The sequence below is a fragment of the Aquibacillus kalidii genome, from assembly GCF_014280935.1.
Lineage (GTDB): Bacteria > Bacillota > Bacilli > Bacillales > Amphibacillaceae > Aquibacillus_D > Aquibacillus_D kalidii.
In genome coordinates this window covers 66,753-85,298 of the sequence record NZ_JACLZI010000011.1, presented here as the reverse complement: position 1 = coordinate 85,298, position 18,546 = coordinate 66,753, and the positions used below count along the sequence as shown (strand labels likewise).

General features: G+C 37.3%; 20 protein-coding genes and 2 other annotated features. Of the genes, 14 read left to right on the top strand and 6 right to left on the bottom strand.

Annotated features, from left to right (window positions below):
- Positions 1-87: 87 nt before the first annotated feature.
- From H7K77_RS01580 to trpA, 9 genes are all read left to right on the top strand, one after another.
- Positions 88-1,227, top strand: coding sequence for a DEAD/DEAH box helicase (locus tag H7K77_RS01580; protein WP_186575995.1), 1,140 nt, complete (start codon positions 88-90; stop codon positions 1,225-1,227).
- The gene (locus H7K77_RS01575; protein WP_186575960.1) at positions 1,214-1,690 is read left to right on the top strand and encodes a hypothetical protein; all 477 of its coding nucleotides are present in this window, start codon (positions 1,214-1,216) and stop codon (positions 1,688-1,690) included. The genes H7K77_RS01580 and H7K77_RS01575 overlap by 14 nt, the downstream gene beginning before the upstream one ends.
- Before the next feature lie 127 nt (positions 1,691-1,817).
- Positions 1,818-2,056: a binding site (T-box leader), on the top strand.
- 47 nt (positions 2,057-2,103) lie between these two features.
- Positions 2,104-2,317: a binding site (T-box leader), on the top strand.
- Between the two features lie 69 nt (positions 2,318-2,386).
- Positions 2,387-3,787: an anthranilate synthase component I gene (gene trpE / locus H7K77_RS01570; RefSeq protein WP_186575959.1), complete on the top strand. Its 1,401-nt coding sequence runs from the start codon at positions 2,387-2,389 to the stop codon at positions 3,785-3,787.
- A complete protein-coding gene (locus tag H7K77_RS01565) occupies positions 3,768-4,355 on the top strand; it encodes an anthranilate synthase component II (RefSeq protein WP_186575958.1) in 588 nt (195 codons plus the stop codon). Before trpE ends, H7K77_RS01565 begins: the two co-directional genes overlap by 20 nt.
- A complete protein-coding gene (trpD, locus tag H7K77_RS01560) occupies positions 4,352-5,374 on the top strand; it encodes an anthranilate phosphoribosyltransferase (RefSeq protein ID WP_186575957.1) in 1,023 nt (340 codons plus the stop codon). The genes H7K77_RS01565 and trpD overlap by 4 nt, the downstream gene beginning before the upstream one ends.
- 1 nt (position 5,375) lies before the next feature.
- Positions 5,376-6,149: an indole-3-glycerol phosphate synthase TrpC gene (gene trpC, locus H7K77_RS01555; protein ID WP_186575956.1), complete on the top strand. Its 774-nt coding sequence runs from the start codon at positions 5,376-5,378 to the stop codon at positions 6,147-6,149.
- A gap of 2 nt (positions 6,150-6,151) precedes the next feature.
- Positions 6,152-6,769 (top strand): phosphoribosylanthranilate isomerase, encoded by a 618-nt coding sequence (locus H7K77_RS01550; RefSeq protein ID WP_186575955.1) that lies wholly within the window; start codon positions 6,152-6,154, stop codon positions 6,767-6,769.
- Complete coding sequence (gene trpB, locus H7K77_RS01545; RefSeq protein ID WP_186575954.1) at positions 6,770-7,975, top strand: tryptophan synthase subunit beta; 1,206 nt, start codon at positions 6,770-6,772, stop codon at positions 7,973-7,975.
- Positions 7,968-8,762, top strand: coding sequence for a tryptophan synthase subunit alpha (gene trpA, locus H7K77_RS01540; protein ID WP_186575953.1), 795 nt, complete (start codon positions 7,968-7,970; stop codon positions 8,760-8,762). The genes trpB and trpA overlap by 8 nt, the downstream gene beginning before the upstream one ends.
- A gap of 322 nt (positions 8,763-9,084) precedes the next feature.
- On the opposite strand, the gene H7K77_RS01535 is transcribed toward trpA, so the two are convergent.
- Positions 9,085-9,534: a DinB family protein gene (locus H7K77_RS01535; protein WP_186575952.1), complete on the bottom strand. Its 450-nt coding sequence runs from the start codon at positions 9,532-9,534 to the stop codon at positions 9,085-9,087.
- 113 nt (positions 9,535-9,647) lie between these two features.
- On the opposite strand from H7K77_RS01535, the gene H7K77_RS01530 reads away from it, so the two are divergent.
- A complete protein-coding gene (locus H7K77_RS01530; RefSeq protein ID WP_186575951.1) occupies positions 9,648-9,887 on the top strand; it encodes a hypothetical protein in 240 nt (79 codons plus the stop codon).
- 40 nt (positions 9,888-9,927) lie between these two features.
- On the opposite strand, the gene H7K77_RS01525 is transcribed toward H7K77_RS01530, so the two are convergent.
- The 3 genes from H7K77_RS01525 to H7K77_RS01515 form a co-directional block, all read right to left on the bottom strand.
- Positions 9,928-11,298 (bottom strand): FAD-dependent oxidoreductase, encoded by a 1,371-nt coding sequence (locus H7K77_RS01525; RefSeq protein ID WP_186575950.1) that lies wholly within the window; start codon positions 11,296-11,298, stop codon positions 9,928-9,930.
- 318 nt (positions 11,299-11,616) lie between these two features.
- Positions 11,617-13,236 (bottom strand): ABC-F family ATP-binding cassette domain-containing protein, encoded by a 1,620-nt coding sequence (locus H7K77_RS01520; protein ID WP_186575949.1) that lies wholly within the window; start codon positions 13,234-13,236, stop codon positions 11,617-11,619.
- A 197-nt stretch (positions 13,237-13,433) separates the two neighbouring features.
- Entirely contained in the window at positions 13,434-14,162 is a 729-nt protein-coding gene (locus tag H7K77_RS01515; RefSeq protein WP_186575948.1) for a gamma-glutamyl-gamma-aminobutyrate hydrolase family protein, read from the bottom strand.
- 162 nt (positions 14,163-14,324) lie between these two features.
- On the opposite strand from H7K77_RS01515, the gene H7K77_RS01510 reads away from it, so the two are divergent.
- From H7K77_RS01510 to H7K77_RS01500, 3 genes are all read left to right on the top strand, one after another.
- Positions 14,325-14,891, top strand: coding sequence for a hypothetical protein (locus H7K77_RS01510; protein WP_186575947.1), 567 nt, complete (start codon positions 14,325-14,327; stop codon positions 14,889-14,891).
- Between the two features lie 86 nt (positions 14,892-14,977).
- Positions 14,978-15,865: a YIEGIA family protein gene (locus H7K77_RS01505; protein WP_186575994.1), complete on the top strand. Its 888-nt coding sequence runs from the start codon at positions 14,978-14,980 to the stop codon at positions 15,863-15,865.
- Positions 15,865-16,071, top strand: a complete 207-nt coding sequence (locus H7K77_RS01500; RefSeq protein WP_186575946.1) for a capping complex subunit for YIEGIA — start codon at positions 15,865-15,867, stop codon at positions 16,069-16,071. The genes H7K77_RS01505 and H7K77_RS01500 overlap by 1 nt, the downstream gene beginning before the upstream one ends.
- A 150-nt stretch (positions 16,072-16,221) precedes the next feature.
- Here H7K77_RS01500 and H7K77_RS01495 read toward each other — a convergent pair whose 3' ends face one another.
- The gene (locus H7K77_RS01495) at positions 16,222-16,557 is read right to left on the bottom strand and encodes an ArsR/SmtB family transcription factor (RefSeq protein WP_328700991.1); all 336 of its coding nucleotides are present in this window, start codon (positions 16,555-16,557) and stop codon (positions 16,222-16,224) included.
- Positions 16,558-16,786: 229 nt separating this feature from the next.
- On the opposite strand from H7K77_RS01495, the gene H7K77_RS01490 reads away from it, so the two are divergent.
- A complete protein-coding gene (locus H7K77_RS01490; RefSeq protein WP_186575945.1) occupies positions 16,787-17,734 on the top strand; it encodes a cation diffusion facilitator family transporter in 948 nt (315 codons plus the stop codon).
- 72 nt (positions 17,735-17,806) lie between these two features.
- On the opposite strand, the gene H7K77_RS01485 is transcribed toward H7K77_RS01490, so the two are convergent.
- Positions 17,807-18,193 carry a sporulation protein gene (locus H7K77_RS01485; RefSeq protein WP_186575944.1) on the bottom strand — a complete coding sequence of 129 codons (387 nt, stop codon included), beginning with the start codon at positions 18,191-18,193 and terminating at the stop codon, positions 17,807-17,809.
- Positions 18,194-18,546 lie beyond the last annotated feature (353 nt).

Sequence of the window (18,546 nt, the reverse complement as noted above, 5' to 3'; positions counted from 1 at the left end):
TTAAGAAGCCTGGTAATAGTAATTATGAATTTAACTCAGTTGGAAACAATAGGCTTATAAAGTCTAAGGTGGAAAGAAGTGATTGCATTGAAACAGTTTACAAACTTAGGAGTTAGTGAACATCTTAGTAATATTTTAAAAAATAATGGAATTCAGGAACCAACTCCAATTCAAGAAAAAGCGATACCTGTTTTATTAAAAAAGAAAGATGTAGTTGGTCAAGCGCAGACAGGGACTGGAAAAACCTTAGCCTTTCTGTTACCGATTTTAGAAATGATCAACCCTGAACAGAAAGAAGTACAAGCGTTAGTTCTTTCCCCAACACGTGAATTAGCCTTACAAATATCGTCTGAGCTAAATAAACTAGCAAAAGAGGTTGAGGGGATTAATACGCTAGCTGTGTATGGTGGACAAGATATTCAGGCGCAGTTAAATAAATTAAAAAATAGTGTCCACATTGTTGTCGCAACACCAGGAAGATTACTTGATCATATTAGAAGAGAAACAATCGATCTTTCCTCAGTTTCCATGTTTGTTCTTGATGAAGCAGACCAGATGCTTCATATGGGATTTCTGCCTGAAGTAGAGTCCGTTATGGAGCAGTTACAAGAGGAAAGGCAGACGATGTTGTTTTCAGCAACGATGCCTACAGAAGTTAGGAAGCTCGTTAAACAATATACAAAGAACGCAGAAAATATTAAGGTAGAAGGTAGTAGAATTACATTAGATGAAATTACACAGATGGTAATTGAAACAACAGATCGCGAAAAACAGGCTAAGCTAATGACTGTGCTCGATCAATTCCGTCCTTTTTTAGCCATTATATTTTGCCGTACAAAACGAAGAGCGATGAAGTTAAATGCTGCCCTCCAAGGATTTGGTTATTTATCAGATGAATTGCATGGTGATTTATCTCAAGCAAAACGGGAAAAGGTTATGAAGCGATTTCGCGAAATGAAAATACAATACTTAGTGGCAACAGATGTTGCAGCTCGTGGGCTTGATGTGGAAGGGGTAACGCATGTTATCAATTACGATATCCCGGAAGACGTGGAAAGCTACATTCACCGAATCGGAAGAACGGGTCGTGCTGGCGGACAAGGGATTGCCATTACATTTGCTGCACCAAAAGATAGCCAATATTTGAAGATGATTGAGAAGGGCATTAAAGGGCAGTTAAAAAGAAAACAAGTAGAAGCAAAGGATTTAGGAGATGACAACAGATAATATCTATTTTCCAAATACAACTATCATGCTTAAACCTGGTGATGTTCTATACTCTTCTAAAGGGTGGTCAACCTTTTTAGTTGGTCATGTTGGAATGGTAGGTCCGGATTTACGGATTTACCATTCTCATCCACGGGGTGCATTTGCAGATTCTATTGCAGGCTATTTATCTCGCCATAAATTTGGTGGGAAAATGGTCGTTTTTCGACCTAAAAAAGGAGCGGTAGAAGCTGCAGAGTGGGTAAGTAAGCAAATAATAAACGTTAGGAAATATGTATTTCATCCTAATTTAGATAATATTGACTTTAATTATTGCTCAAAATTTATCTGGCAAGCCTTTTGGTTTACGCTTGAAGCTGACATTACAGGGATAAATCTATCCAAACGCAAAGTGAAATGGATTTTTCCATATAAGTTAAAGCGCTCCACACATTTTGACAAAATAGCTTATGTTAGGCTTTAGCTGCTATCTTTTAATTGTCCAAGGGAAATAACAAGAGTTATAAGATAAATCAGGTAAAAGTTAGAAAATTTGAACAATGCATTGACAAATACATCGAGCCATATTAAGATTATAATCAATATAAAACGTGATGGCGTTGAAGAAGAGTAGTAACTTATTTTAGCACAAAAGAGAGCTGGTGGTTGGTGTGAACCAGTGTGGTAGATAAGGGAATGGACTTCTGAGCCCCAAACCGAACATCTTCTGATCAGTAGGCTTTGGCGAATGGTCTCAACGTTAAAAGAGACAGCATCTGTAAAAGGATGTGTAAAGTGAGCTTATTTTTAAGCTAATAAAGGTGGTACCACGGGTTTCCTCGTCCTTTTTAAGGATGTAGGGGCTTTTTTTTATTACCCAAAATTAATAATTCACATGATAAATCGCTGAGTAAGAGTAGTAAGCTACTGAACTGCTTTATAGAGAGCCGGAACAGGTGGAACCCGGTAGGCTAGGTAGACTGAATGGACTTACGAGAGTTTTCCTGAAAAAGAGTACGGAAAACCGGGAATCCCACGTTAAGGGTGAGAGCGGAAGGATACTTTTGATCCTTCAAATAGTGGTGGCACCGCGGTCGATACCGTCCCCTATGAAACAGAAAAACTGTTTTCATAGGGGACTTTTTTATAGCCAAAAATAAAACATAAAGGAGTTACTAAGATGAGTCCTATATCCTATAAAAGTAGCCAATTAAACGGAGATACATTTACCCCTATTTCAGTATTTAAGAGAATACAAGGGAAGAAGAAATTTTTACTTGAAAGCTCAGCTAACCATGGAGAGAAAGGGAGATTTTCCTTCATCGGAATGAACCCTTATAAAGAAATCATTGGAGATAAAGAGCAAACGATCGTTAAGGACCTTAAAGACGGCACTACAAAGGTTGAAGAAGGTAAGCCGCTTGACGTAGTGAAGCGTCACATTCCAAATCAGGAGCTACCACTTCCTTTTGCATTTTATGGAGGGGCGATCGGTTACATTAGTTATGATACTATCCGCCAGTATGAATATATTGGAGCTGAGCTAGATGATGAAATTGAAATGCCTGATATTCACTTGATGTTCTACCAAGACGTCGTGGTATTTGATCATGTGAAGCAAACCGTTACAGTTATTACGATTAATTTGGATGGCGAGAGAACGGAACTAGATCTGGAAGAGAATATTAGAGAGATTGAGAAGCAAATTGGTACACCAGAATCATCTAAGCCAGAGTCGCCAATCGATGTAAGTTTTGAACCTTCCATTGATAAGCGGACATTTATGGGAATGGTTGACAAAGCAAAAGAACATATCGTCAATGGTGATATTTTTCAAGTTGTATTATCACAACGGATGAAAGCGAGCTTCGACGCAGATCCATTTACTTTTTATCGTAAATTACGTATTGCAAACCCATCACCATATATGTATTTTATCGACTTTGAAGGCTATATAGTACTAGGGGCATCGCCAGAAAGCTTAATAAAAACCAACGGAAAACAAGTGGTAACTAATCCGATTGCAGGCACAAGGCCACGCGGTAAGACAGTAGAAGAGGATAAAACATTTGCTGAAGAGTTATTGTCTGATGAAAAAGAACTTGCCGAGCATAAGATGCTTGTTGATTTAAGTAGAAATGACTTGGGCCGTGTATGTGAAATTGGAAGTATATCTATACCAAAATATATGAATATTGAACGTTATCAACATGTTATGCACATTGTCTCAGAAGTGCAGGGAACGTTAACACCCGCTTATAGCGGTATTGATGCATTAGTATCCACTTTACCAGCCGGTACAGTGTCTGGAGCACCGAAAATAAGAGCCATGCAAATTATAAATGATTTAGAAAATAAAAAACGTGGAGTCTATGCAGGGGCAGTTGGCTATATCAACATGGACGGGGATGTTGATTTGGCTCTAGCTATACGAACGATGGTTATTAAAGGAAAGAACGCCTATGTTCAAGCAGGAGCGGGTGTTGTATATGACTCCAATCCTGCATCAGAATACCAAGAAACGTTAAACAAAGCGAAATCATTATTGGAGGTAAATAAACATGATCTTGTTAATAGATAACTATGATTCGTTTACGTATAACTTATATCAATATGTTTCTGAATTAGGTAAAGAGGTAAAAGTTGTTCGTAATGACAAAATTACGATAGAGGAGATTCGTTTATTAAAACCGGAAGCAATTATTTTATCTCCTGGACCTGGTTCACCAGAGGATGCAGGAATTTGTATGGCTGTTGTAAAACAATTGGCAAGTGAATTCCCGATCTTAGGAATCTGTTTAGGACACCAAGCTATTGGTGCTGCATATGGTGGCAAAGTTACACATGCCAAACAAGTAAAACACGGAAAGACTTCCATGATTCGACATCAAAATGATGAGATATTTAGTTATCTTGAACAACCACTAGAAATCATGCGATATCACTCGTTAATTATAAGCAAAGACCATGTACCATCTGAGTTAATCGTGACAGCAACGTCAATGGATGATAATGAAATTATGGCGATCAAACATAGTTATTTACCTGTCTATGGATTACAATTTCACCCTGAATCAATTGGAACGAGTAAGGGAAAACGGATTTTAGACAACTTCTTTAAAGCAATAAGAAAGGAGAAAGTACTATGAGACAATTTCTAAATAAAATTACTAGCAACCAATCATTAAGCTTAGAGGAGATGGAAGTTGCGACGAGACAAATGTTCTCGGAAGAAACTACTGATACGGAAATAGGTGCCTTTTTAACTGGTTTAAAACTTAAGGGAGAAACAGCAGATGAAATCACTGGGTTAGTTAATGTTATTCGTGAAAAGTCATTAACACTGCCGAAAGAGCTAACTGGTGTGATGGACAATTGCGGGACAGGTGGTGACGGCTCGCAAAGCTTTAATATTAGTACAACATCTGCTTTCGTGATTGCGGGGACTGGTATTACTGTGGCGAAGCACGGGAATCGTAGTATATCAAGTAAAACAGGTAGTGCAGATGTATTAGAAAATCTAGGTGTGTCTCTTACCCTTAATCCAGAGCAAACCCATGAAGTTCTGAAAGAGAACGGAATCTCTTTCTTATTTGCTCCGAATGTTCATCCAGCATTGAAACGAGTGATGAAGGTACGAAGAGATTTAGGTGTTCCGACTATCTTTAATCTGATTGGTCCATTGACAAACCCTGTTGCGCTAACTACACAGTTACTCGGAATATACAGACGAGATATGTTAGATCAAATGGCTAGTGTTTTACACAAATTAGGAAGAAAGCGTGCCATTATATTGAACGGTGCAGGTCATATGGATGAAGCATCACTTGCTGGAGAAAATCATCTTGTCTTAATTGAAAAAGGCGAACTAATGCAGTTTACCCTACATCCTGAAGAAGTAGGGTTGCCAGTTTATGATAATGAAGCGATTAAAGGTGGAGACTCCAAAGAAAATGCTGCTATTCTCCGCAACGTGTTAAAAGGTGAGAAAGGTGCACATCGAGATACAGTACTGTTAAACGCCGGGCTTGGAATTTTCGCAAATGGAAAAGCAGCGACAGTACAAGAGGGTGTCCACCTAGCGAAAGAAAGTATTGATTCAGGTGCAGCACTTGCCAAATTAAACTATTTAATAGAATATAGCAGTAAAGTGAAACAAGGGGTGTAATATGACAATCTTAGACGATATTTTACTAGAAAAAGCCAAGGAAGTTGCGCATTTGAAAATTAGTTATACACCAGGGAAAAATAGTGTTGATAACTTAAGTGTATCTTTGTATGAAACATTTATGCAATCGGAACGGATGAATATCATCGCTGAGATTAAACGTGCTTCACCATCAAAAGGAATTATTAATGAAGGAGTCGATCCTGTTGAACAGGCGAAACAATATGAAAACTACGGGGCAGGAACAATATCTGTTTTAACTGATCAACCTTTTTTTAAAGGAACAATGGAGGATTTACAAGCGGTTCGAGAAGCAGTAGGTCTGCCAATTTTGAATAAAGATTTTATTGTTGACGAAATACAAATTGATCGCGCTAAAGATTATGGTGCAAATGTCATATTATTAATTGCTGCTGCGCTGCCAAAAGAGAGGCTAGCAGAATTATATAAGTATGCAACAGACTACAACCTGGAAGTGCTGTTTGAGGTTCATAATGAAGAGGAAATGGCAATCGCAAAGGAAATAGGTGCAAACATCATCGGGATTAATAATCGAAATTTAAAAACCTTCGAAGTTGACTTAGCGATTACAGAAAAATTAGCTACTATGGTAGATACCGATAAAACGTTGCTTATAAGTGAAAGTGGATTTAAGACAACAGAAGACGTGGAGCGTATTAAAAAGTCGGGTGTACGAGGGATCTTGGTGGGTGAAACAATGATGCGTTCTTCCAATTTACAAGAGACTTTTGATCAATTAAGACTGGAGCTGTAAACATGCAAGTCAAAATATGTGGAATTACAAGCGTTGAAGCTGCAAAGCAGGCCGTTGCCTCCGGAGCCGATTATATCGGATTTGTTTTCGCTAAAAGTAAAAGGAAAATAGATAAAGATAAAGCAGCAGAGATTGCTAGCCATATTCCTACCACTATAAAAAAAGTTGGCGTGTTTGTTAATGAGGAATTGGAGACCATTCGAGATATAGCGAGTACTGTTGGATTGGATTACGTCCAGCTTCATGGTGATGAGTCTCCGGCATTTTGTAAGCAAATTGGTTATCCTATAATCAAAGCTTTTCAAATAAAAGAAAAAGGCGACCTTGAAAAGTTAACCGAATACTCTTGTGATTATTTCTTGTTAGATAGCCCAGCAGGTAAGTATCGTGGTGGAAACGGAGAGGCATTTGATTGGAGCCTCGCAAAGGGATTAACTGATTTAAAAGGAAAGGTAATTTTAGCTGGCGGGTTACATGTTGGCAACGTTCGACAAGCTATTGCAGAAGTAGGACCAGTTGGAATTGATGTATCTAGTGGTGTAGAAACAGATGGTATTAAAGATTTGCAAAAAATAGCAGCCTTTATAGAAGAGGCAAAGCAAGTGGAGAAAGGTGATTAGATGTCAGTATATCAGCAACCCAATCAGGATGGACACTTTGGTTCTTTTGGTGGAAGATTTGTTCCAGAAACATTAATGCCAGCAGTTCTTGAGTTAGAAGCGGCATATAAAGAGGCAATGGCTGATCCAGCCTTTGTAGACGAGTTAAATTATTACTTAAAGCAATATGTAGGAAGAGAGACACCACTTTACTATGCAGAGCGTTTCTCTGAATTACTTGGTGGACCAAAAATTTATTTAAAAAGAGAAGACTTAAACCATACTGGTGCACACAAAATTAATAATGCAATTGGTCAGGCCTTATTAACCGTCCGCATGGGTAAAAAGAAGGTAGTAGCAGAAACAGGGGCAGGCCAACACGGTGTTGCGACGGCTACTGTCTGTGCATTACTAGGTCTAGATTGTGTCATTTTTATGGGGAAAGAAGATATTCGTCGTCAAAAACTAAATGTTTTCAGAATGGAGCTGTTAGGTGCTCGTGTGGAAAGTGTTGAACAAGGAAGTGGAACATTAAAGGATGCAGTTAATGAGGCTCTTCGCTACTGGGTAAGTAATGTAGAGGATACTCATTACATTATCGGTTCCGTCGTTGGACCACACCCATTCCCACAAATTGTTCGTGATTTCCAGGCATGTATTGGGGAAGAAACGAAAAAACAAATTTTAGCGGAGGAAGGCAAGCTTCCAGAGGCTGTTGTTGCTTGTATTGGTGGTGGTAGTAACTCGATGGGAATGTTCTATCCGTTTGTAAATGACAAAGAAGTAAAGTTGTACGGGGTAGAGGCAGGGGGTGCTGGTGTAGAAACTGGTAAACATGCTGTAACGTTGAACCATGGCAAAGTTGGTATTTTACATGGAACGATGACTTACCTATTACAGGATGAAAATGGTCAAATTCAAGAAGCTCATTCTATATCAGCAGGATTGGATTATCCTGGAGTTGGACCAGAGCATAGTCATTTCAAAGAAATTGACCGCGTTATATATGATTCCATTACAGATGATGAAGCATTGGAAGGGCTGCAGGTTTTATCAAAATCTGAAGGTATTATTCCAGCGCTTGAAAGCTCCCACGCTATAGCGTATGCGATGAAACTCGCTAAGAAAATGAACAAAGAGGAAACTATGGTGATTTGTCTATCTGGCCGTGGTGATAAAGACGTAGAAACAGTCAGAGAAGCACTTGGAGGTGAAGCAAATGGGTAAGAAAAAAATGGATCAAGCTTTTAAGCGTGTCTTAGAAAATGGTGATAAGGCATTTGTTCCTTATATCATGGCAGGTGACGGTGGATTAGAAAACTTGGATGAGCAGCTACATTTTTTAGAAGAGAGTGGTGCGACAGTAGTTGAATTAGGAATTCCGTTTTCAGATCCAGTCGCTGATGGACCTGTCATTCAAGAAGCTGGATTGCGTGCGCTTCAAAATAATGTTAGCTTACGATCGGTATTAGATAAATTAGCTGAAACAAAGGAGTCTAGAAATATTCCAATTGTGTTAATGACATACATTAATCCAATTTATGCATATGGTGTAAAGGAATTTGCACAGGCTTGTGATCGAGCTGGTGTTGACGGGCTAATTATTCCAGACCTTCCTTTAGAAGAGGAGACCATTATCGTAGGTGACATTCGTGAATACGATATTGCATTAATTCGTCTTGCTGCCTTAACTAGTACAAAGGAAAGATTAGCAGAGATTGCTAAAAGAACAGAAGGATTTCTATATGCAGTGACTGTTACTGGTACAACAGGAGTTAGAAGTTCATTTAAGGAAAATTTAGCACAGCACTTACAAGACTTACAAAAAACATCAAATGCACCTGTTCTAGCTGGTTTTGGAGTGTCAACTCCGGAGCATGTAGAGGAATTAACGAAAAGCTGTGATGGGGTAGTTGTCGGAAGCCGTATTGTTGATCTATTACATAAAGGTGATCGCGATACGATACGGGAACTAATTCAATCTGCTAGGCCGTCACAGAAAACAAAGCTTTAAGGCTTGTATATTAACTGTGATGTAGCTAAGGGACCAATCACATGATTGGTCCTATTTTATTTCTGGTTGGAAGAAAACCAGTTCCTTTTTCTGCGTGCGATATAATGCTATCAAAGCATGCCATGTTATCTAGAGTTTTACCTATCACATTTCCCTCAGGAGTCAACTACCCTCCGCTCGACCAACGACTGGACCGGAATATACTACCTTTTTCCGTTTGCTGTACAAAGCGGGAGTGGATGAACTGGATAACATTACGATCCATCGGTAGAGGTTATATCACAGGCAATTAGATGAAAGGAGTCGTTAGAAATTTAAAGCACTAGATTGATGTGGCTTCTTTTATTTGCTTTAAATGGTGTTGATCATGAGAAACAAACATATTAATGAAGCTTTCAGGAGTGAGTGTTTTGTTCCATCTCTTAACTTTAAAGGTGACAGTAGGCTCTAAATTTTGTATTTCACTAATGAGCTTCTCTCTTACGGTGACAAACTCTTCTAATATGTCTAGTGTTTTGTATGTTTCATAATAACGAACTGCCTTATCATTAAATTCGTCATCATCAGGGAATGGAGGTAATTCATTTTCATTTGTCATTTGAGGGACCAACTCATTTAGAATAAATTTATCCCAATATATGATATGTGCAATGATTTCTCTTATTGACCATTTCCCATCTGCAAGTGGTTTCTCTAGTACAGCAGTTGGTAGAGACTTTAAATGATTTATTTGCTTGATTGTATCTGCGAATTGAACGATTGAATTAGACATTATGTACCTCCTATTTTTATCAGTATTACCATTATAATGGAGTGCTATTAGAATAGCACTTCTGAGTTATATTTTTTTCGACATAGCATAGCTTTTACCAAGGGGGGATTGAAATGATTGTTATTATTCCTTTAGCTATTCTCTTGATAGGACTGGTTATGTTTCTTGTTCGGAAAAATAGGGATCAAGCATTAGAGAGCTTTTCTTTTCAACAATTTGCGGAGGGGAAAACGGAAGGTTCTGGGAGTGGGTTAGATAGTTGGAAAGAGAATGTAAAGGGTGGGATTAACGAACTAAATGATTGGTTTGAAACAGGCGGTACAGATGGAGGTGATGATGGAGGCGACCTATAAAAAAAGAGTGCAACCACGAGGATCACACTCTAGTTCAATATTATACTGTTACAGCTTCTTTTACGTTTGTTCCACTAGCTTGATTAGCCATTGCTTGCATAGCTACCTGGTTAATAAAGTTCACAGGTTTATTGTAATGTGGCTGGAAGAAGAAGTCAGTTAATGCTAATTGTTCAATAGTCATATTGTTAGCTATCCCTACACTAATGGTATTGATTGCTTGCGTAAAGTCCTGATCAGATATAATTTGAGCTCCTACAATACGATGCGTATCCAACTCATAGACTAACTTCATTTTAATTACCTCATTATCAGGCATAAATTCAGGTCGGTAATTGTCTTCTATATACGCACTACCCACAGTCATACCGTTTAACATTGCTGCACTTTCAGTTAGTCCAGTGGATGCGATGTTATGGTTATATATTTTTAAACCTGATGTTCCTTGAGTACCTGGGTGTGCTAATACAGGTTTAACTAGGTTATGTGCTACTAATGTTCCCATTCTTACAGCATTTGTAGCTAAAGGAATGTAAGCGGGTTGTTTTGTGGCATTATAATTTACTGCACAGCAATCACCTGCTGCATACACGTCTGTTACACTTGTTTGCATAAATTCATCAACAATGATGGCTCCATTTCCTAACATATCAACTTGGTCTTTGAATAACTGCGTGTTCGGTCTGAAGCCGATACACATGACAACAAGATCAGCTTTATATTCACCTTTATCAGTAACAACTGTTTCTACTTTCTTTTCACCTGTAAATTTAGAAACTGTTTGACTAAGTGCCAAACTAATTCCCTTTTGCTCAAATGTTTGTTGTACCGGTGCTGTGAAAGCATTATCCAAATAACGGTTTAAAATTCTTTCTTCACTATCTATTAATGTTACATTCTTCCCATTTTCCTGAAATGCTTCAACAAGCTCTACACCGATATAACCTGCACCAACTACCACTACATTTTTTACTTCTTCTGATCGTTTAATTATCTCATTTGCATGCGCAAAGTTCTTACATAATAGTACATTTTCTAAATCAGAACCTGGAATAGGTGGTGTTACAGGCCAAGAACCAGAAGTGATAATTAGTTTGTCATAGTTATATGTTGTTGTAACATTTGACTTCATGTCTCTTGCTGTCAATTGCTTTTGATTAATATTACAATCTGTAACCTCGTGCTCCATATGCATGCGGACACCTTGTTTTTCAAACTGATCAACTGATGCATAGAAAAGACCGTTAGCATCATTCACCACGCCACCTACGTATAGGGCGATTCCACAAGATAAGAAAGATACATTATTATTTTTTTCAAAAACATCAATCTCCGCATTTGGGTAAAGGTTTAAAATATTTGAAATGGCTGCTGTTCCTGCATGTGTACATCCGATTACTGCTACTTTCATTTTTATCATCCTCCGTAAGCTCATTATTTCACATATATAGTGAATTAATTCACATAATTTGTTTGTAAACTTAATATACCATTATGTTTATTATTTCACAAGTATAATGTGATTACTTTCACATAAATGTCACAAGTGCATGATAGCTATAGTTAGTTGAACGGTATTGTGTTTAATAAAGTGGAAAAGAGTAAATAGAGTGAATCCGCGACGTAAAAGGACTTCTATCAAAAAGAATAAGGGAAAAGAACAAACGACCTTAGATGAACCTAGACAAAAAAACCGCAGTGTAAAAAATCCACTGCGGCAAAGTATAGATTAAGCGTACATTTCTGATATTTCTTTTTGAAGCTTTTTATCAGCTACGTATTCATCGTAGCTCATTTCTTTATCGATAATACCTTTAGGAGTAATTTCAATTAAACGATTCGCAATACTGTTTACAAACTGTTGGTCATGAGAGGTAAACAGGATGGAGCCTTTAAATTTAATTAATCCATCGTTTAAAGATGTGATCGATTCTAGGTCTAGGTGGTTAGTTGGCTCATCTAGTAATAATACGTTTGCGTTACTAAGCATCATCTTAGATAACATACAACGAACCTTTTCTCCACCGGATAGAACATTAGCCTTTTTCAATGCTTGCTCTCCAGAAAATAGCATTCTGCCTAGGAAACCACGTAGGAACGTTTCTGTTTGGTCTTCAGGAGAATATTGACGTAACCAATCCACTAGTGATAAATCGCCATTTTCAAAATACTTGGAGTTATCTTTAGGGAAATAAGATTGTGATGTAGTAACTCCCCATGAGAAAGTACCCTCATCAGGTTCTATTTCACCCATAAGGATTCGCATCAATGTTGTTTTAGCTAGTTCATCTCTACCTACGAGTGCGATCTTGTCATTTGGGTTCATAATTAAACTAACATTGTCTAAAACCTTCTGTCCATCGATGGTCTTTGATATACCTTCGACACGTAACAGATCATTCCCGATCTCACGTCCAGGAGTGAATGCTACATATGGGTATTTACGAGATGATGGTTTTATGTCATCTAATGTAATATTATCAAGCATTTTTTTACGTGATGTAGCTTGTTTTGATTTCGATGCATTCGCACTAAAGCGCGCAACAAAGTTTTGTAGTTCTTTAATCTTTTCTTCTTTTTTCTTATTTTGATCTTGTGCCATTTTCAAAGCTAGTTGACTAGACTCATACCAGAAGTCATAGTTACCAACATATAATTCAATTTTTCCATAATCGACATCCGCGATATGTGTACATACTTTATTTAAGAAGTGACGGTCATGTGAAACAACAATAACTGTGTTCTCAAAATTAATCAGAAATTCTTCTAACCATTGAATTGCATAGATATCTAAGTGGTTAGTCGGCTCATCCAGTAAAAGAATGTCAGGGTTACCAAACAAGGCTTGAGCTAATAAAACTTTAACTTTCTCTCCACCATTAAGATCAGCCATTTTCTTTGAATGAAGGCCTTCATCAATACCAAGTCCTTTTAATAGGACAGCTGCATCTGATTCTGCTTCCCAACCGTTAAGTTCAGCAAACTCGCCTTCCAGTTCCGCTGCTCTCATACCATCTTCTTCTGTGAAGTCACCCTTCATGTAAATAGCATCCTTCTCTTGCATGATTTGAAAAAGACGCTCGTGTCCCATGATGACTGTCTGCAATACTTCTTGCTCTTCATAAGCATAGTGATCCTGTTTTAGTACAGCAAGGCGCTCATCTTTACCAAGAGATACATTTCCTGATTGGGCTTCGATTTCCCCAGAAAGTATCTTAAGGAAAGTGGATTTACCAGCCCCATTTGCCCCAATTAGTCCGTAACAGTTACCAGGTGTAAACTTTATATTAACATCTTCAAACAATTTCTTATCGCCATATCGTAAACTAACATTAGTTGCTTGTAACATATATAAATTATTCCTCCAAAAAAAAGACTTGAGTCTAGCCTAGTTTAAGCAATTTAGCCTTGTAAGTCAATGAAAGCGGGTATTTTAGGAACTATTACTATTGTTCGACAGTATTTTTGTGATGTTAATAATTATCATGGCTTAAAATAGGCGTGAAAATCAAAATTCTAGTCGTTTACTTTATTAGACTCAAACTATTATTTTGCTTTACCTATTAAAGCTTCAAATAACGCTAACATTTGTGAATTACTTTCAGTCATCATTTCAGGATGCCATTGGACACCAATTACAAAGCTACTGTCGTCGTCTTTCTCGATCGCTTCTACGACACGATCTTTAGCCCGTGCGGTTACTTTAAAACCATGTGCGATATCCTTAACAGCTTGATGATGAAAAGAATTAATCATCGTGACCTTATCCTCAAAAATGGTGTATAGAAATGAATCTGGTTCAATCGAAACAGAATGAGAAGGATAAGACGGACCAGAATATTGGTCGTGTTTTATATAGGATCCATCTATATAAGATAAATCTTGATAAAGTGTCCCACCAAAAACAACATTTAGAATTTGCATTCCTCGGCATATAGCTAAAATAGGTTTATTTGCTTCAACTGCTGCTTTTATTAATTGTTCGTCAAACGCATCTCTCTCCGGGTTAATCTCACCCTGAAGAATATGTGGTTCCACACCATACATTAAAGGGTTCACATCGTCCCCACCAGAAATAATGATTCCATCTAAAGCAGCTACCTGTTGTTTAATACTATCAACATCTTTCATTACAGGTAAGATAAAAGGAACCCCTCCTGCCCTTTCGGTTGATCTAACATAATCCTCATAAACATATGCTCGTTTACTCCCTGGAAAGCGCCCTCCTTCATCTATTTGTGTACTTCCTGAAATGCCTATAATTGGTCTGCTCATCATTAATCCCCCGAACTTACAGTTAGTGTCTAATCTTTCAAGCAGTGATAATTATTTTTCTATAATAGTGAATAAATAGCGAAATCACAATTATTAATCATAATTTATGAAAAATGATACAACCTAATAATGGTTTTAATTTGATTTCAGGAGGTTCTTTTTATGTTAAAGTCAGTCGATGTAGGATTAATGGCAAATCACCAAATGGCCCATAAGGCAGTTATAAGTCGCCTTGAATTATATCTTGGTAATTTGGAGAACCCACAACTAAGTACGATAATAACGCAACAAATTCAAATGATGAAAAATCACATGCAAGTAATGAACCAACTACTTGAGCCTAATCAAATTCAAGTGACGCTGCCTCCACTCCCACCAGGTATGCCTAAACTTAATGTTAATGTTGCACAAATGTCTATGGAAGAGAAGGATATAGCAATGGATGCCCATTTTACAGCTAGTTCCATGGCAAAAGAGAACTTCAATTCATCTGAAAATATGAAGGATAAACAAGTGAAGCAGCTACATTCACAAATGGGAATCCAACAATCAACCATTGCAGAAAAGTATGAATCCTTTATGGTGCAAATGGGGTGGATGAGTGCGCCTGAAGCAACTATTGCAGAACAAAAGGCTGCGATGATGCCTGTTAATCCAGTTCAGAATCAAGCATTTATGAATCAACAGCAAATGAACCAGCAGCAATCTAACCCTAACCAAATCAATTAATAGTGAACAGAGGATTATTTCCTCTGTTCTTTCAATCATTAAATCTAATTTAGGGAAGTGATCAATTGGCTGAACAAAGTTTAACAATGGATGAGCTTAGTGTAATTGTAACGGCGATTTTATGTGGAACAATTGCGAGAGCGTGGATACTTAAGGAAGATTACCGCCAGTACCCGAGTTATCCTAATGGATTCTTAATTCATATTATTATTGGATTTGTTGCAGCATCTCTTGGAGCAGTAGCTATCCCTGCTTTAATGACTAAGAATTTTATTGCCGTAACTTTTTTAACGTTAGCATTACAGCAATTTAGAGATGTTCGAAAAATGGAAAAGGAAAGTCTCTCCGACTTAGAGAACACGGAATATACGTATCGTGGAGAAGCGTATATTGACGGTATTGCTAAAACATTTGAATCACGTAATTATCTAGCATTTATTACAGCATTTACGGTTTCCTTAACCATAACGATCTTATCGATTAGTCAGTGGGTAGATATTGCAATTGGTATTGTTGTAGGATTTGTTGCATTGTATTGCCTGAAACAATTTACCAAAGGAAAGACAATAGGTGATATTGCGGATGTGGAAGAAGGCAAGGTAGAAATAAGAGATTCTAGTCTTTATGTAGATGATATTTATGTTAGCAACTTATTAGGTACCGAAAACTCAGAAAAGATGTTTCGAGAGGAAGGAATGGCTGTTGTTATTTATCCAAAGGAAGATCATTTTCGTATTAATTTAGATAACTTTGGACAGCGACAGGCAGCGCTTTTTGAAGCTACTCGGGCATTAGGGAATAAACGGTTTCATTTTACACGAAAGGAATATGAAAAAGGAAGAGTCGTGATTGCCTTAATCCCTATTAAACAGGAAATTGATTCCCTAATTGAAGTCGTGAAAAAGTGCCCGTTAATTGAAAGTGCAAAAAAGTCACATAGTGTAATGAATACAAATCTAAAGGGGGAAAAGTAATGGGTAGAGAGTCATCGATGAAGCCTGATTATCAAATACTTGCTTATATTACAATGGATAAGAATCGATTACTAGCAAGCTCGTGCCTTTCTCTTTATGCAGAAACAGAACAAGATTCGAAAGAAATGACAGTAGATATCGCCAAAGCATTGAAAGCGGACGTGGTCAAAATGACAAACGGTGATTATCTTGTCGTTCGTGTCTAAAACAAGAAGGGCCGCCAATGTTTTAATAAACAATTTTGGCAGCTCTTTTTTTATGTCTAGCTCCGGGCGTTTCTCCAATAAGCTTAAGACAACCACGCCGAGGCTTGTCCTAAGCTTGTCTTGGGGTGAGCAAGGCTGCTAGCACTTTTCTTAATGATGTAAAGCGTGTTCGATCGTCTGTTTTAGCATATTAATCACATGTTCATCATCATGAGAATAGTATAAGGTTGTTCCTTCTCTACGATATTTGACCAATCGAAGGTTTTTCAAAAATCGAAGTTGGTGTGAAACCGTTGATTGCCTTAACTTTAAACATTCAGCAATCTCATTAACAGAGAATTCTTTTGTGAATAGTAAATGGAGAATACGAATTCGAGTTGGATCACTTAATGCTTTAAACGATTGTGATACGACAAATAGAGTTTCCTCATCGAGATCTTTATATGTTTGTTCGTTTATATTGTTTTCATTTGTGAACTTATCCACTTTTAATCACCTCATTTTGAAAGGACAATATTATTAGTTATCGTTATGTTATAGAGATACTGTCCTATTTGTCAATCAATCATGTTAAGTGGATGGATGGTAAGAGCTTAAAAGGCGAATTCATTTAAAATTAAATGATTGTATTTTTAAAGTTTTTGTATAATTCCTTAACAGATGATTATATATATGATAATATACTCATATATTAAAATACAAGGGAGGCGTTCTCTTGGGACATGACCACGGTCACGATCATACACACGGTGCCAATAAAAAAGCACTTTTCATTAGTTTTATTATTACAACAGGATATATGCTCATTGAAGCAGTTGGAGGATTTCTAACCAATAGTCTTGCTTTACTATCAGATGCAGGTCACATGCTCAGTGATTCTGTTGCCTTAGGCGTTGGGTTAGTTGCCTTTATACTTGGAGAAAAAGCAGCAAGTTACAGTAAAACATACGGATATAAACGCTTCGAGATTTTAGCAGCATTATTTAACGGGGTCACATTAGTAGTAATAGCAGGGTATATTTTTTATGAGGCATTTCAGCGGTTTATCGATCCACCAGCAGTTGCTTCAACAGGAATGTTAATTATAGGTATAATAGGTTTATTAGTCAATGTCATCGTTGCCTGGATTTTACTTAGAGGAGATACAGAGGAAAATTTAAATGTAAGAGCTGCTTTTCTACATGTAATCGGAGATATGTTAGGCTCAGTCGGGGCCATTTTAGCAGCATTACTTATTATGTTTTTTGGCTGGGGATGGGCAGATCCTCTTGCTAGTGTAGTTGTAGCAATTCTTGTGTTAATTAGTGGATGGCGTGTTACGAAGGATTCTGTGCATGTGCTCATGGAAGGTACTCCGCGCAACGTAGAATTCGATGAGATTGTTACATGCATAGAGAGTACAGATGGGATTATAAGCATTCACGATTTACATGTGTGGAGCATAACAAGTGGACAAAATGCGCTGTCCTGTCATGCAGTAGTCAAAGAAACCTTGACCATGAAGGAAAGCCAAGCGCTTTTAAGGAAAATTGAGCACCAATTGGAGCACAAAGGAATTGGGCATGTTACGATCCAATTAGAAAGTGATGAACATCCACATGATGATTCCATTATGTGCCAATTAGAAGAGCAAGCAACACACTCTCACCACCATCAACACTAAAAGACTTTAAAAAAGCTGCTGTATAATCAGCAGCTTTTACAATTATATGCTCTGTATAGATTTAATTCCTTGTTAGGCAGTTACAATTACTTCATCATGATCGGTATGTTTCGAATCATCGGCCAATACAAGCTTCGTTTGGAGTCGATAAGAGACATGTGCGCATGTTGGTGGTAATTCTTTTGGTAATTGATAGGTGAAGCAGATTTCCGTTTTCTCATTTGCTTCGATCGATCTAGACATTAGTAAAGTTTTAACAGGCTCGATTACTTCTGGTTTTTTTCCAGGACAAACTCTAATAAAGTCGCACTCTAATCGTTTAGCTTTTTGTAAAACCCAGCCGCCCTTTAGAAAAAACTTACCTGATAGTTGTTCTCCAGCTTTAAGCTCGGACGTATTTAGCACAAGATCTACTTTTGGTGCAGCGAATTTGATGAAACTTAGCAATTTTGATACCAATTAGGGACCTCCTAAAATTGTTGTAAACCCTTATCACAGTTGAAATTATTTGCTCACATTATGATCTAGTCTGTATAACTTCTTTACGAATGAAGAGCAAGAGAGGTTTCCTTTACATACTTTATTTATCAAAATAATAATAATCTATCAGTTAAAAACCCTAACTTCAAATAATTATAGATTCCTCTTTCAAAAGAACGATTTACATTGCATTTAATATTTCAATTTAATAGTGGACAATTTTCTTATGAAAACTGTAAGAATACTATAATACATCCCATTATATTTTTTCAAGATGATTTTTGTAAATTTCATGTCAAATGAATGAACAAGGAATGCCTTTCTACTAGGAA